The 15,680-nt window shown below is 66.4% G+C and carries 12 protein-coding genes; 11 read left to right on the top strand and 1 reads right to left on the bottom strand.

The genetic code is table 11. The features are described 5' to 3' along the window. Positions 1 to 29: 29 nt before the first annotated feature. Complete coding sequence (locus PG899_RS04575; protein ID WP_113994460.1) at positions 30 to 1,454, bottom strand: MFS transporter; 1,425 nt, start codon at positions 1,452 to 1,454, stop codon at positions 30 to 32. A gap of 168 nt (positions 1,455 to 1,622) precedes the next feature. Between PG899_RS04575 and PG899_RS04570 the strand changes: the two genes are divergently transcribed. From PG899_RS04570 to mgtE, 11 genes are all read left to right on the top strand, one after another. Continuing rightward, entirely contained in the window at positions 1,623 to 2,543 is a 921-nt protein-coding gene (locus tag PG899_RS04570) for a LysR family transcriptional regulator (protein ID WP_042016461.1), read from the top strand. A gap of 260 nt (positions 2,544 to 2,803) precedes the next feature. Beyond that, the gene (locus PG899_RS04565; protein WP_270697097.1) at positions 2,804 to 3,445 is read left to right on the top strand and encodes a TetR/AcrR family transcriptional regulator; all 642 of its coding nucleotides are present in this window, start codon (positions 2,804 to 2,806) and stop codon (positions 3,443 to 3,445) included. Positions 3,446 to 3,530: 85 nt separating this feature from the next. Beyond that, positions 3,531 to 4,499 (top strand): secretion protein HlyD, encoded by a 969-nt coding sequence (gene hlyD, locus PG899_RS04560; protein WP_052815800.1) that lies wholly within the window; start codon positions 3,531 to 3,533, stop codon positions 4,497 to 4,499. Further along, positions 4,496 to 6,265: an ATP-binding cassette domain-containing protein gene (locus tag PG899_RS04555; RefSeq protein WP_113994458.1), complete on the top strand. Its 1,770-nt coding sequence runs from the start codon at positions 4,496 to 4,498 to the stop codon at positions 6,263 to 6,265. Before hlyD ends, PG899_RS04555 begins: the two co-directional genes overlap by 4 nt. Beyond that, positions 6,262 to 7,371 (top strand): ABC transporter permease, encoded by a 1,110-nt coding sequence (locus PG899_RS04550; protein ID WP_052815798.1) that lies wholly within the window; start codon positions 6,262 to 6,264, stop codon positions 7,369 to 7,371. Before PG899_RS04555 ends, PG899_RS04550 begins: the two co-directional genes overlap by 4 nt. A 3-nt stretch (positions 7,372 to 7,374) precedes the next feature. Further along, positions 7,375 to 8,463, top strand: a complete 1,089-nt coding sequence (locus tag PG899_RS04545) for an ABC transporter permease (protein ID WP_113994457.1) — start codon at positions 7,375 to 7,377, stop codon at positions 8,461 to 8,463. A 296-nt stretch (positions 8,464 to 8,759) separates the two neighbouring features. Then, positions 8,760 to 11,306 (top strand): nitrite reductase large subunit NirB, encoded by a 2,547-nt coding sequence (nirB, locus tag PG899_RS04540; protein ID WP_270697090.1) that lies wholly within the window; start codon positions 8,760 to 8,762, stop codon positions 11,304 to 11,306. 106 nt (positions 11,307 to 11,412) lie between these two features. Then, positions 11,413 to 11,730 (top strand): nitrite reductase small subunit NirD, encoded by a 318-nt coding sequence (gene nirD, locus PG899_RS04530; protein ID WP_041204400.1) that lies wholly within the window; start codon positions 11,413 to 11,415, stop codon positions 11,728 to 11,730. Between the two features lie 134 nt (positions 11,731 to 11,864). Further along, entirely contained in the window at positions 11,865 to 12,677 is an 813-nt protein-coding gene (gene nirC, locus PG899_RS04525) for a nitrite transporter NirC (protein WP_077095718.1), read from the top strand. 12 nt (positions 12,678 to 12,689) lie between these two features. After that, a complete protein-coding gene (gene cysG / locus PG899_RS04520; RefSeq protein ID WP_077095719.1) occupies positions 12,690 to 14,096 on the top strand; it encodes a siroheme synthase CysG in 1,407 nt (468 codons plus the stop codon). Positions 14,097 to 14,228: 132 nt separating this feature from the next. Further along, positions 14,229 to 15,653 (top strand): magnesium transporter, encoded by a 1,425-nt coding sequence (mgtE, locus tag PG899_RS04515; protein WP_024945584.1) that lies wholly within the window; start codon positions 14,229 to 14,231, stop codon positions 15,651 to 15,653. The last annotated feature ends 27 nt before the right edge of the window (positions 15,654 to 15,680 follow it).

Raw genomic sequence — 15,680 nt, 5'->3', positions numbered from 1 at the left:
ACGCCTCCCCTCTGGAGGCGTCTTCGTTTTCAGCGTTCTCCCGACTCGCAGCCATCCCGGGTCGCGTCATCCTGCGCGGCACGCTCCTCCCTTCCCGCCAGCCAGAGCGCACTCATCAGCAGTAAGGCCGTCAGGGCGAAGGTGACCCGGGTGGCGAACGCCAGCTCGTCCGCCGTCGCGAGGGCGAGATCGGGCCGCCCCGCCAGGGCGGCGAACAGGCCCCCCAGCCCCGCCGCCCCCGTCAGCTGGCCCAGGTTGCGCGACAGGGTCAGCAGCCCGGCCACGGCGCCCCGGCTCGCCCCCTCTGCCTCCCCCACCACGGCGCTGTTGTTGGCGGTCTGGAACAGGGCATAACCGGCGGTGAGCAGCAGGATGGGCAGCAGGTAGCCGAGGGGCCCGAGCGCCCTGTCCAGCAGGGCCAGCAAGACGGCGGCCACCACCATGAGTCCCAGGCCGAGGCGCACCACAGGAGTCGCCCCCACCCTGTCCACCAGCCAGCCGGCGGGCATGCCGGACAGCGCCGCCAGCAGCGGGCCCATGGAGATCATCAGCCCCACCGTCCCCATGTCGAGGGCAAAGGCGCCGTGCAGGTAGAAAGGACCGATCAGCAGCGTCGCCACCATGACGCTGGCCACCAGCGCACTGGCGATGATCCCGCCTCTTCGCCTGGGCGCCCCCAGCAACACCAGGGGCAGCAGGGGGCGACGGGCGCCCGAGTCGGCACGCACGAAGAGCGCCATGGCGACGAGCGCACCTATCCCCGGCCAGGCCCCGAGCGGGCTGCCCCGGGTCAGTGCCAGCCCGTAGCAGAGCAGCGCCGTTACCAGCAGCAACAGACTGGTGAGCGGGAGGCCTCCCTTGGCAGAGCCCGCCTCATCCCGGGGCAGGTCGCGCCAGGCACACCCCAGCGCCAGCAACGCCAGGGGGAGCAGCAGCAGGAAGGGAGCCTGCCAGCCAAATCCGCCGATCAACAGGCCGCCAAAGGAGGGGCCGAGCGCCGTGCCGCAGGCCGACAGGGTGCCGAGCAATCCCATGCTCCAGCCCCGTCGGGCTGGCGGCACCAGCTCTCCTGCCATGGCCAGCGAGAGCACCAGCATGCAGGCCGCACCCGCCCCTTGCAGGGTGCGAGCGGCAATGAGCCAGCCGATGGAAGGGGCCAGGGCGCACAGCAGGGAAGCCAGCGCAAAGACCCCGGTCCCCCAGAGCAGCAGGCGACGCCGCCCCAGACGATCCCCGAGCCGACCCGCCACCACCGTCAGACTGGTGATCCCAAGCAGGTAGGTCACCAGCACCCATTGCAGGCTGGCGAAGGGCACGCCGAAGTCCTGCCCCAGGGCAGGCAGCACCAGGTTGGCCATGCTGCCCGCCAGCATAGGTAGCAGGGTGGCGAGCCCGAGCCCCGCGAGACCAAGACGGCGCGTCACGGGAGGGGAAACAAGAAGTGGTGTGGACATGGCAGTCTCTCCGGCAAGTGATGATGCACCCAGGCTAGCGGGGGTAGTGACAAGGCGGAAGACGCACGATTTGCAGCTTATAGTTGCACCAGACGCCATATGAAGAGACGGCAACTCGCGTATCATGAAGGGGTCGGCCCGTCAGGCGCCGCCTGCGAGGAGACGACCATGACCCCGGATTTCAACCTGCTGATCACCCTGGATGCCCTGCTGGAAGAGGGCAGTGTGGCGGGCGCCGCCAGACGGCTAGGCCTGAGTGCTTCCGCCATGAGCCGGGCCCTGGCAAGGCTGCGGGAGACCACGGGGGATCCGCTGCTCGTGCGGGCGGGACGCGGCCTGATCCCCACACCTCGGGCGCAGATCCTGCGGGATGAGGTCGCCCGCCTGGTTCAGGAGACCCGGGCCGTGCTGCGCCCCCAGCAGGAAGTAGACCCGGCGAGCCTGGAGCGCACCTTCCGCCTGCGATCCAGCGACGGCTTCGTGGAGGCGGTAGGCCCCGCCCTGCTGGCGCGCCTCGCCGTCGAGGCCCCCGGGGTGCGGCTGCACTTTCTGGCCAAACCCGACAAGGAGAGCGGCCCCCTGCGCCGTGGCGAGCTGGACTTCGAGACCGGGGTCATCGGCACCACCACGGCCCCTGAGCTGCGCACCCAGGCCCTGTTCCAGGACCACTTCGTCGCCGTGGTGCACCCGGACCACCCCCTCTGCGACGGCACCCTGACCGTGGCGCGCTATGCCGCCGCGCGCCACGTGCTGGTCTCCCGCCGGGGCCAGCCTCACAGCCCCATCGACGAAATTCTCGCAGGCCAGGGGAGGCGGCGCACCATCACCACCCTGGTTCCCGGGTTTGCAACGGCACTGGCCCTGGTCAGGGAGAGCAATCTGGTGGCGACGGTGCCGCACCTGCACTGCGCCAGCCTGCTCGGCGATCTGGTCACCCTGCCCCTGCCCTTCGCTCTGCCAGGGATCCGGGTCGCCCTGCTCTGGCACCCCAGTCAGGATGCCGATCCGGGCCACCGCTGGCTGCGCGCCCTGATACGGGACACCTGTGCCCGGCCCCCCTATCACACCGGGGCCACCGACACCCCCTGATCCGGGTCAGGCAGCGCCCGGCTCCATCACTGGCCCCTTGTGGCCCGAGCGCCCAGAAGCACCTTTCACCACCCCGTCACACCGACATACCCGTGGCTTGGGCACAATCGGTGGATCCTTCCCCCTGCCGGACGGGGATCACGGCCCCTCAGAGCGGGGCGGATCACATTGCGGGCAAAAAGATCCTGTCGCCCGCTTCCGCATTTTTTATACGGTCGTATAATTGCGTACAAAATGCATACACCAGGAGCGCCAGCCAGATGCCCCCCCCCCGTCAGAAACTGCTCGATACCGGCCTCGCCATCGCCACCGAGAAGGGGCTACGCGGCCTGACGGTGCGCGAGCTGGCGGCGGCGGCCGAGGTGAACCTCGGCTCCTTCGTCTATCACTTCGGCAACCGCGACGCCTTTATCGACGAGCTGGTGGAGCTCTGGTATGCCCCCCTCTATGACGAGCTCAAGGCGGTGGCAGCCAAAGGCTCCTACCCCTCTGCCATCGCCATGTTCGAGGCCACCATGGAGGCGCTGATCGGTCTGGTGGCGCGCCAGCGCGGCTTCATCAACCACCTGTTTGGCGATGCGCTGGCGGGGGAAGGGGCGGCCCAGCGCTTTCTGCTCAGCCTGCCGCGCCGTCACCCCCTGCTGCTGATCGAACAGGTACGGATGGCACAGGCGGAAGGGTCGCTGGTCGCGGGTCACCCGCTCCAGCTGATGATCTTCATCATGGGGTCGGTCGGCCTGCCGCTGGTGATCGCAGGCAGCGGTCGTCAGCTCGGCTGGCTGCCCGAACAGGCCGCCCCCTTTCTCAGCCAGATAGACAACCCCGAGGCCGCCAGACAGCGGCTGGTATGGGCCCTGCGCGGCCTGCGCCCCACCGACATGAAAGAAGGAGAAGCAGCATGAAACAACGCATCGCGATGGTAGCTCTGTTGCTGGCCGTTCTCGGTGGTTACCTCTGGTTGCAGAGCCATCCTCAAGGAGAAGCAGCATGAAACAACGCATTGCAATCCTGGCCCTGCTGCTAACCGTTATCGGTGGCTACCTCTGGTGGCAGGGGCGCCCGGCCGACGGCTCCATCCTTTACGGCAATGTCGACATTCGCGACGTCAATCTGGCCTTTCGGGTCGGCGGCCGCGTCGATCAGGTACTGGTCGATGAGGGGGATAGGGTAAAAGCCGGTCAACTGCTGGCCCGCCTCGATCCGGCTCCCCTCACCCACAGCCGCGACAGCGCCTTGGCCAATCTGGCTGCGCTCACTGCCGCCAACGCCTTGATCCACAAAGGCTATCGCAGCGAAGAGACCGACCGGGCCCGGGCCGCACTGGCCGCCGCCGAAGCCGCCGCGCTGGAGGCCGACCAGCAGTGGCGCCGCCAGAGCGCATTGGCAGCCACCGGCGCCATCTCCCGCGGTCAGCTCGATACCGCCCGCTCCCAGCGGGATCAGACCCAGGCGCAGGTACGCTCGGCACGCGAACAGCTCGCCCAGCTCGAAACCGGCTACCGCCCGGAGGAAATCGCCCAGTCCGATGCCCAGCTGGAAGGGGCCAAAGCGGCGCTCGCCAGTGCCGAGCTGGCGCTGGCCGATGCCAGCCTGACCGCCCCCAGCGACGGCATCATCATCAGCCGCGCCGTCGAGAACGGCAGCATGGTGCAGAGCGGAGCGACCGCCTTCAACCTCTCCCTGACTGCGCCAGTCTGGGTGCGTGCCTATGTGGAGGAGCCCTGGCTCGGCCACTTCCCGAGCGGCGCCAGGGTGACCCTCACCACCGACTCGCGGCCGGACAAGCCCTATCACGGGGTGGTGGGATTTGTCTCGCCGACCGCCGAGTTCACCCCGAAATCGGTGGAGACGCCGGACCTGCGCACTCACCTCGTCTACCGGCTGCGCATCGTGGTGCAGGACCCCGACCCGGCCCTGCGTCAGGGGATGCCGGTCACCGTCAGGCTGGCTCCATGAACAGCGCCATCTCCCTTGAGGGGCTCACCAAACGCTTTGGTGAGCGGGTCGCCCTCAACGCCATCTCCGCCACCATTCCGACCGGTGGCATCACCGGGCTGGTCGGCCCCGACGGCGCGGGCAAGAGCACCCTGCTGCGCCTGCTGGCCGGTCTGCTGATCCCCGAAGCGGGCACCATCCGGGTGCTGGGGCTGGATCCAGTGAGCGAGGGGGATCTGCTGCGTCAGCGCCTCGGCTACATGCCCCAGCAGTTCGGCCTCTACGAGGATCTCAGCGTGCTGGAGAACCTCACCCTCTACGCTGACCTGCGCGGCGTACTGGAGCCCGAACGCACACCCACCTTCGCGCGGCTGCTCGCCTTCACCGATCTTGCCCGCTTCACCGCAAGGCCGGCAGGCAAGCTCTCTGGCGGGATGAAGCAGAAACTCGGGCTGGCCTGCGCCCTGCTCGGCACCCCGGATGTGCTGCTGCTGGACGAACCCGGGGTCGGGGTCGATCCCATCTCCCGCCGCGCCCTCTGGCAGATGGTGCGCGAACTGGCCAAGGGAGGGATGACGGTGCTCTGGAGTACCGCCTATCTCGATGAGGCGGAGCTGTGCGACCACGTGCTGCTGATGGCGGATGGCGAGGTGCGCACCAGCGGCACGCCGGCCGATCTGATGGGGGCCATAGCCAGCCGCTGCTGGCTACTGGAGGCGGGGCAACTGGATGGCCGCGAGCGGCGCGCCCTGCTGCGCCGGGCACTGGCTCACCCGGCGGTGATGGATGGCGCGGTGGCGAGGGAGCGGGTGCGCCTGCTGCTGCACCCGGGCAGGACGCCCCCACCGCTGGCAGAGCTGCATCTCGCCAACGGCACCTTTCAACCGGCCCAGCCCCGGCTGGAGGATGCCTTTATCGACCTGCTCGGCGGCGGCCCCGGCGGTGAGTCGAGTCTGGCAGCCGGGATGCGCGAAGCGGAACTGCCGCAGGGGGTCTCCCCCGAGGCGGTGATCGAGGCGCGCCACCTCACCAAGCGGTTCGGCGATTTCGCCGCCACCGATGATGTCAGCTTTACGGTGCGCCGCGGCGAGATCTTCGGCCTGCTCGGCCCCAACGGGGCGGGCAAGTCCACCACCTTCAAGATGGAGTGCGGCCTGCTGCGCCCGAGCGAGGGACAGGCGCTGGTAACCGGCATCGATCTGGCCCACAGCCCCTCGGCGGCGCGCCAGCGCCTCGGCTACATGGCGCAGAAGTTCTCCCTCTACAAGCAGCTCACCGTGGCCCAGAACCTCTCCTTCTTCGCCGGTATCTACGGCCTGTTCGGCCGCCACCAGCAGACGCGGATCGACGCCATGGTGACCGCTTTTGCCCTCGCCCCCTGGCTCGATCAGAAGGCGGAATCCCTGCCCCTCGGCCTGCGCCAGCGCTTGTCGCTGGCCTGCGCCCTGCTGCACGAGCCGCCGCTGCTGTTCCTCGACGAGCCCACCTCCGGGGTCGATCCGGTGACCCGGCGCGAGTTCTGGTCGCACATCAACGCGCTGGCCGACCACGGCGTCACCGTGCTGGTCACCACCCACTTTATGGATGAGGCGGAGTATTGCGACCGCATTGCCCTCATCTATCGCGGCAAGCTGCTGGCGCTCGGCACCCCGGACGATCTCAAGGGGCTGGCCGCCAAAGAGGCGGCGACCTCTTTGCCAACCGGCTCCTTGCCGACCTGTTCTTTGCCAACAATGGAAGAGGCCTTTATCACCCTGGTCGAGCGGGCCAGCGAGGAGGACGCATGAGCATCAACCGTCGGCGACTGCTGGCCCTCTGCCGCAAGGAGTCGCTGCAAATCGTCCGTGACCCGAGCAGCATCCTCATCGCCTTCATCATGCCGGTGGTACTGCTGGTGGTGATGGGTTACGCCATCAATCTGGATGTGGACCACCTGCGCCTCGGCATCTGGCGGGCCGACAGCGGTGCCCCGGCGGTGCGGCTGGAACAGGCCCTGCGCGGCTCTACCGCACTGGAGATCCACAGCGGGCCGAGCAAGGAGTCCCTGCTCGCCAGTCTGGCCCGTGGCGAGATCCGCGGCCTGTTGGTGATCGATGACGGCTTCTCCCGCGCCATGGCCGGTCAGGGCAATGGTACGCCGCAGGCGCTGCTGCTGACCGATGGCTCCGAGCCCAACACCGCCAACTTCGTCACCAACTATGTGCAGGGGATCTGGCAGGGGTGGCTCGCGGGCGAAGGGGTTGCCATGCCGGTGTCGATAGAGAGCCGCGCCTGGTTCAACCCGGCGCTGGTGAGCCGCAACTTTCTGGTGCCGGGCTCCATTGCGGTGGTGATGACCATCATCGGGGCCCTGCTCACCTCGCTGGTGGTGGCGCGGGAGTGGGAGCGCGGCACCATGGAGGCGCTGCTCGCCACCCCGGTCACCAAGGGGGAGCTGCTGCTCTCCAAACTGCTGCCCTACTATGGCCTTGGCATCATTGCCATGCTGCTCTGCCTGCTCTTCTCGGTGGCGGTGATGGGCGTGCCATGGCGCGGCTCCCTGCTGCTGCTCTTTCTGGTCACCAGCGTCTTTCTCGGCAGCGCCCTCGGGCTCGGGCTGTTCCTCTCCACCGTGATGCGCAGCCAGTTCAACGCCGCACAGGCAGCGCTGATCGCAGCCTTTCTGCCCGCCGTGATGCTGTCGGGCTTCGTGTTCGAGATCGCCAGCATGCCGCCTTGGCTTCGGGCCATCACCCACCTCATTCCGGCCCGCTACTTCGCGAGCTCCTTGCAGACCCTCTATCAGGCGGGCAGCGTCTTCTCGATCCTGCTGGTCAATGGTTTCTGTCTGCTGCTGCTGGCGGGTTTCTGGCTAGCCCTGACCGCCCGCAAGACGCGGCGCACTCTGGAGTAACCCATGCTGATCCGACTCTGGTGGCTGATCCGAAAAGAGCTGCAGGCCCTGATGGGCAACACTCAGGGGCGCTTTCTGCTCATCATGCCGGTGCTGCTGCAAACCGCCCTCTTCCCGTTCGCCACCACTCTGGAGGTGACCGGCAACACGCTGGCCATCTACAACCAGGATGGCGGTGCCCAGAGCCGCGAGCTGCTGGAGCGCCTCACCCATATGCCCGCCTTTACCACCATCATCCCGGTGCAAGGTGAGGCAGGCATGACCGAGGCCATCACCGGGCAACAGGCGCTGCTCGGGCTGATTATTCCGGGGGATTTTTCGCGCCGGCTGGCGCGGGGCGAACCGGCCAGGGTGCAGCTGATCATCGACGGACGCCGCTCCAATGGCGGTCAGGTGGCGGCGGGCTACATCAGTCAGGTGATCGCCCGCTGGCAAGGTGAGGGCAAGGGGCAACCCGAGCTGGCGGTACGCAACCTCTACAATCCCAACGTCGAGTTCCACTGGCATATCCTGCCGGCACTGGTAGCCATCATCACCACCACCGGCTGTCTGATCGTCACCGCCCTCTCGGTGGCGCGGGAGCGGGAGGAGGGCACCTTCGATCAGCTGCTGGTCTCCCCCCTCACCGCGGGCTGGATCATGGCGGGCAAGGCGGTGCCCGGCATCCTGGTGGCGGTGGGACAAGGGTGCATAGTCGCGCTGGCCGCCCGTTTTGTCTTTCACCTTCCCTTTGCCGGCAGCCTCAGCCTGCTGATGGCGGGCATGGTCTGCTACGGGCTGGCACTGGCCGGGATCGGGCTCTTCATCTCGTCGTTCTGCTCGACCCAGCAGCAGGCCTTTCTCGGAGTCTTCTCCTTCACCGTCCCGGCGGTAATCCTCTCGGGCTACATCTCACCGGTGGAGAACATGCCGCAGGTGTTCCAGTGGCTGGCGGCCATCGACCCCCTCACCCACTTCATCGTGCTGCTCAAGGGGGTCTTCCTCAAGGGGTTCGACTGGTCGGCCGCCTGGCCCCTGCTCTGGCCCCTGCTCGCCATCGCCGGCGTCACCCTGTCGCTGGCGCTCGCCATGTTCCGCCGCCATATCGCCTGACGCGCCACCTTGTTCAGCTGATGCCGGTCTCGCCCAGTGCGAGACCGGCCTTTTTCCGACATAAGTTTTCACTCCCCGGCAGTTGGTAAACCGGGCTTTCCCTCCACCATCCCTCACCCCGAGCCAGCCCAGAAATCATTAACTGGTATACCTATTTTTGTATAGTGTTGAATTTTCTCGAATTACCCCTGAGGAGATATATAAATAGACACTTGATTTGCATCAATCGCCCACCCCTGCCGACTGGGTAGCCTAGCCCCAGAATGATGTTTTATTACTCCAAACTTGAGGCAACTATGAGCAAAGTCAGACTGGTCGTTGTGGGCAACGGCATGGTGGGGCACCGCTTCATTGAAGAGCTGATCGAGCGGGCCGATCCGGGCCGCTACGAGATCACCGTCTTCGGTGCAGAACCCCGTCCCGCCTACGATCGCGTCCATCTCTCCTCCTATTTCTCCCATCACACCAGCGAAGATCTCTCCCTCGTCAAACCCGGCTTCTACGACAAGCACGGCATCCGGTTGCTGCTCGGCGAAGCGGTGAAAAAAATCGACAGGGCCAACCGCGAAGTGCACTCCAACAAGGGCACTGTGGTCGGGTACGACAAGCTGGTGCTGGCCACCGGCTCCTACCCCTGGGTGCCGCCCATCCAGGGCAGCCAGCACCACGAGTGCTTCGTCTATCGCACCATCGAGGATCTGAAAGCCATTCGCAGCGCCGCCAGGAGCGGCAAGAGCGGGGTGGTGATCGGGGGCGGTCTGCTTGGCCTCGAAGCCGCCGGTGCCCTCAAGGCGCTGGGTCTCGAAACCCACGTGGTGGAGTTTGCTCCTGTGCTGATGGCCGAGCAGCTCGACGGTCAGGGCGGCCAGCTGCTGCGCCGCAAGATTGAATCCATGGGCGTGCAGGTACACACCAGCAAGAGCACCAGCGAGATCCTGATGCATGGCGGCGAGCAGGCGAAACACCGCCTCGCCTTCGCTGACGGCAGCCAGCTGGAAGTGGACGTGGTGGTCTTCTCCACCGGCATTCGACCGCAAGATACCCTGGGCCGTTACGGTGATCTCGCTATCGCCGAGCGCGGCGGCATCGTCATCGACGATCACTGCCTCACCTCCGATCCCGACATCTATGCCATCGGCGAGTGCGCCGCCTGGCAGGGCCGCTTCTTCGGGCTGGTGGCGCCGGGCTACAAGATGGCCCAGATCACCGTCGACCACCTGCAGGGCGGCGACAGCCGCTTCGAAGGGGCGGACATGAGCGCCAAGCTCAAGCTGCTCGGCGTCTCCGTCGGCTCCATCGGCGATGCCCACGGCCGCACCCCGGGCAGCCACAGCTATGTGTTCCAGGACGACCAGGCCGGCGTCTACAAGAAGATCGTGGTGAGCGAAGACAACAGCCGATTGCTCGGCGCCGTGCTGGTGGGTGACGTGGATGACTACGGCAACCTGCTGCAGATGATGCTCAACGCCCTGCCCCTGCCGAGCCACCCGGACACCCTGATCCTGCCCGCCTACGCCGGTGCCAAGCCGACCCTGGGGGTGGATGCCCTGCCGGAAAGCGCCCAGATCTGCTCCTGCTTCGACGTCTCCAAGGGCGACATAGCCAAGGCGGTGGCCGAGGGTCACACCACCTTGGCCGCCATCAAGCAGCACACCAAGGCCGGTACCGGCTGTGGCGGCTGCGTGCCGCTCATCAGCCAGGTGCTCAACGCCGAGCTGGTGAAGCAGGGCATCGAGGTCAACAACCACCTCTGCGGCCACTTCCCCTACTCCCGTCAGGAGCTGTTCCACCTGGTCAAGGTGGAGGGGATCAAGAGCTTCGACGAGCTGCTGGCCAAGCACGGTCACGGCCATGGCTGCGAGGTGTGCAAACCGACCGTCGGCTCCATCCTCGCCTCCTGCTGGAACGACTATGTGCTGAGCCCGCTCAATACCCAGCTGCAGGACACCAACGACATCTTCCTCGGCAACATGCAAAAGGACGGCAGCTACTCCGTCATCCCGCGCATGGCCGGCGGTGAAGTGACCCCGGAAGGGCTGCTGGCGGTGGCCGAAGTGGCCCGCGACTACAAGCTCTACACCAAGATCACCGGCGCCCAGCGCATCGGCCTGTTCGGAGCCCAGAAGGATGATCTGCCCGCCATCTGGCGCAAACTGCTGGCGGCGGGCTTCGAGACCGGTCAGGCCTACGCCAAGGCGCTGCGCATGGCCAAGACCTGCGTCGGCAGCACCTGGTGCCGCTTCGGCGTGCAGGACAGCGTCGGCCTCGGGGTCTTCCTCGAGAACCGCTACAAGGGCATTCGCACCCCCCACAAGATGAAGTTCGGTGTCTCCGGCTGTACCCGCGAATGTGCGGAAGCCCAGGGCAAGGACGTCGGAATCATCGCCACCGACGCGGGCTGGAACCTCTATGTGGGCGGCAACGGCGGCATGAAACCGCGCCACGCCGACCTGCTGGCCTCCGATCTCGACCGCGAGACCCTGATCAAGCTGATCGACCGTTTCATGATGTTCTACGTCACCAGCGCCGACAAACTGCAGCGTACCTCGGTCTGGCTTGGCAACCTGGAAGGGGGCGTCGACTACCTGCGCGAAGTGATCGTCGACGACAAGCTGGGGCTGGCCGACACCCTGGAGCGCGATATCCAACGCCTTATCGACAGCTACGAGTGCGAATGGTCGCGCACCCTCAACGAAGAGCAAGCGTTGCAGCGCTTCAGCCACTTCATCAACAGCGACAAGCGCGACCCGGACGTTCAGTTCGTCAGCGAACGCGACCAGCACCGACCGGCCACCCCGGCCGAGCGCATCCCCGTCTACCAGATCGAGGTGGAAACCAAATGATGAAATTAGCCTGCCAACTCAACGACATCATGCCGGGAACCGGTGTGTGCGCTCTGCTCGAGGGGCACCAGAATATGCCTGTTTCGCTCGATGTGGAGGTTCAATCATGAAATTCGCCTGCCAACTCAACGACATCCTGCCTGGCACCGGCGTCTGTGCTCTGCTCGAAGGGCGCCAGATCGCCCTGTTCCGCCCGAGCGCGGCGGCCGAGGTGTTCGCCATCGACAACCGGGATCCCTTCTTCGCCGCCAACGTGCTGTCGCGCGGCATCGTAGGTGAACACGAGGGTGAGCTCTGGGTCGCCAGCCCGCTCAAGAAGCAGCACTTCCGTCTGCGCGACGGCCACTGCCTCGAGAACGCCGCCATGTCGGTGCAAAGCTATCCCGTTGAAGTACGCGACCAGCAGGTCTGGGTCGCCGTCTGATGTCGACAAACCCCAGATCCATGTCGGTACAGGGCTACGTCCCCGTCAAAGTACGTGATCCGCAGATCTGGGTCATCGGCTAACACCATGCATATCAGGGCTGCCCGCGGGCGGCCCTCTTGAAGGAATCAAAGATGTATACCGAAACCATCAACAAGTGCGCCGCCAACGCGGCCCGCATCAACCGCTTCGAGCGCAGCGACAAGCTCGGCTTCTGGCTCAGCTCCGCCATGGCGGGGGCCTATGTGGGCCTTGGCATCATCCTCATCTTCACCCTGGGCAACCTGGTGGATCCGAGCATCCGTCCGCTGGTGATGGGGGCCACCTTTGGCATCGCCCTGACGCTCGTCATCATCGCCGGCTCCGAGCTGTTCACCGGCCACACCATGTTCCTCACCTTCGGGGTGAAAACCGGCAAGATCGCCATGGCCGATCTGCTGCGCATCCTGCCGCAGACCTGGGCCGGCAACCTGCTCGGCTCCATCGCGGTGGCGCTGATCTACTCCTACGGCGGCAGCCTGCTGCCGGACGCAGGCAGTTTGGCCCACAAGGTGGCGCTGGCCAAGACCCAGGCACCGGCGCTAACCCTGTTCATGAAGGGCGTGCTGTGCAACTGGCTGGTCTGCCTCGCCATCTGGATGGCGCTGCGCACCGAGGGTGCCGCCAAGTTCATCGCCATCTGGTGGTGCCTGCTGGCCTTCATCGCCTCCGGCTACGAGCACTCGGTCGCCAACATGACCCTGTTCGCCCTCTCCTGGTTCGGTGCCCATTCCGAGGCCTACACCCTGGGCGGCATCGGCCACAACCTGCTGTGGGTGACCCTCGGCAACACCGTCTCCGGCGCCCTCTTCATGGGCCTCGGCTACTGGTATGCCACCCCCAAGGCTGAGCGCCCGGTCGCGGTGAGCGAGACCACCACCACTGCCAGCCAGACCCAAAACGCCTGATCAGGAGGCCCCATGGACTACTTGCCCATCTTTTGCCGACTCGACAACAAACCCGTGCTGCTGGTCGGCGGCGGCGAGGTAGCGGAGCGCAAGGCGCGCCTGCTGCTGGATGTCGGTGCCCAGCTCACCGTGGTCGCGCCCGAGCTCGACCCCGAGCTGGCGGAACTGGCTGCCAACGGCAGCATCGAGTGGCTGGCCGGTGAATTCGCGCCACAGCAACTGACGGGCAAGTGGCTGGTGGTGGCCGCCACCGATCGGCGCGAGGTGAACGCCCTGGTCTACCAGAGCGCCAATCTGGCGCGGATCTTTGCCAACGTGGTGGATGACCCGAAACGCTCCAGCTTCATCATGCCGTCGATCATCGACCGCTCGCCGCTGATGGTGGCCATCTCCTCCGGTGGCAAGGCGCCGGTGCTGGCCCGCTTGCTGCGGGAAAAACTCGAAGCCCTGCTGCCCCAGCATCTGGGCGCCATTGCGGCCTTCGCCGGCAGCCTGCGGGAGCGGGTCAAGGCCCGCTTCGCCAGCATGGGCGAGCGACGCCGCTTCTGGGAACGGCTGCTCGGGGCGGACCGGCTCGGGCAGGCGCTGGCACGGGGCGATAGCGCCTCTGCCAATCAGCTGGCCGACAGCCTGTTTGCCGACGAGAGCCAGACCGGTGGCGAGGTGGTACTGGTGGGGGCAGGCCCCGGCGATCCGGGCCTGCTCACCCTGCACGCCCTGCGCCAGATGCAGCAGGCGGACGTGGTGGTCTATGACCGGCTGGTCTCCGACGAGGTGATGGCGCTGGTGCGCCGCGATGCCAGGCGCATCTTCGTCGGCAAACAGGCGGGCAACCACTGCGTGCCGCAGGAGGGGATCAACCAGCTGTTGCTGGAGGAGGCGAAGAAGGGCCAGCGGGTGGTGCGGCTGAAGGGGGGCGACCCCTTCATCTTCGGCCGTGGCGGCGAGGAGCTGGAGACGCTGGTGGGCAGCGGCATCGGTTTTCAGGTGGTGCCGGGGATCACCGCGGCCAGCGGCTGCGCCGCCTACGCCGGCATTCCGCTGACCCACCGCGATCACGCCCAGAGCGTGCGCTTCGTCACCGCCCACGGCAAAGGGGGCGCCCAGGATCTCGACTGGCCGCTGCTGGCCAAAGACAAGCAGACCCTGGTGTTCTACATGGGGCTCTCCTCCTGTGCCACCATCCGCGAGCTGCTGCTGATCCACGGCAAGGCGGGCGACACCCCGGTGGCGCTGATCGAGCGCGGCACCCAGCCAAGCCAGCGGGTCATTCGCGGCACCCTCGATCAACTGCCCGAGCTGGCGGTGGGGGTCGAGAGCCCGGCCCTCATCATGGTGGGATCTGTGGTGACCCTGGCGGACCAGCTTGCCTGGTTCGGGCAAGGATGCACCGCCGACGCGGCCCTCGCTTCGGCCTGATCGCTACATCTATGTCAACGCCACCCTCGGGTGGCGTTTCTTTTTCTGCATTTACTGTCATAACCTCTTGTTTTGAGTCTGGTATCCTATGGGGTGTGTCAGCCGGACCACCGAATTCAGGAATTCTGCTTCATGTCCCTCCCCGCCAAGAACAGCGCCAAACAGCGTGAACAAGACAGATCGCGCATTCTCACCCTGCTGCTGGCCGATGATGCCCTCACCGACAGCCTGCTCGACCCGCAAGGGGTGCAGGATGCCACCCTGCGGGATCAGACCAGTGAGCTCACCCGGCTGGTCAACAGCCTGCCCGCCGCCGATATCGCCGATGCACTGGAATCCCTGCCGCCGGACGAGCGTCACGTGCTGTGGCAGCAGGTGGACGAGGAGAAGCACGGCCAGATCCTGGTGGAGGCGTCGGAGACGGTGTGGGACAGCCTGATCAGCGGCATGAGCGACAAGGAGCTGCTGCACGCCCTGCGCACCCTCGACATCGACGATCAGATCTATCTGGGCCAGTACCTGCCCCGCAACCTGATGGGGCGGCTGCTCACCTCCATGGCCCCGGCCCAGCGCGACCGGGTGCGGGAGGTGATCCGCTACGGCAAGCACACGGTCGGCGCCATGATGGACTTCGAGCTCATCACGGTACGGGCCGAGGTGAGCCTGGCCACGGTGCAGCGCTACCTGCGCCTGCGCGGCAAGATCCCCGCCAACACCGACAAGCTGTTCGTCACCGACCGGCGCAACCGGCTGCAGGGGGAGCTGCCGCTCACCACTGTGCTGCTGCACAAACCCGAGACCCTGGTGCGCGACGTGATGGAGAAGGATCCGGTCACCTTCGATCCGGAAGACAACGATGAGGCCGCCGCCCGTACCTTCGAGCGGGACGACCTGGTCTCCGCCGCCGTCATCGATGGCCGCGGCAAGCTGATGGGCCGGCTCACCGTCGCCGAGGTGGTGGATCTGGTCTATGAGGAGAGTGACACCGACCTGCGCCGGATGGGGGGGATCAGTGAAGAAGAGGACGTGTTCGCGCCCGTCTCCAAGGCGGTCAAGACCCGCTGGGCCTGGCTCGCCATCAACCTCTGCACCGCCTTCGTGGCGTCGCGGGTGATCGGTCTGTTCGAGCACACCATCTCCCAGCTGGTGGCGCTGGCGGCGCTGATGCCCATCGTCGCCGGCATCGGTGGCAACACCGGCAACCAGACCATCACCATGATAGTGCGGGCGCTGGCGCTGCAGCATATCCAGACCGGCAACGTCTCCTTCCTGCTGTGGCGCGAGCTGGGGGTAGCCCTGATCAACGGTCTGGTGTGGGGCGGCACCATGGGGGTGGCCACCTACATCCTCTATCAGGATGCGGCGCTGGGTGCCGTGATGACGCTCGCCATGATGCTCAACCTGCTGGTAGCGGCGCTGATGGGGGTCATCATCCCCATGACCATGAGCCGGCTGGGCCGCGACCCGGCGGTGGGGGCCAGCGTGATGATCACCGCCATCACAGACACCGGCGGTTTCTTCATCTTCCTGGGGCTGGCCACCCTGTTCCTGCTTTGATCCGCTCGGCAATAAAAAGGGAGCCTT

Source organism: Aeromonas sp. QDB39 (assembly GCF_027707585.1).
GTDB classification, from domain to species: Bacteria; Pseudomonadota; Gammaproteobacteria; order Enterobacterales; family Aeromonadaceae; genus Aeromonas; species Aeromonas hydrophila.
This window is presented reverse-complemented; position numbering and strand designations above follow the sequence as displayed.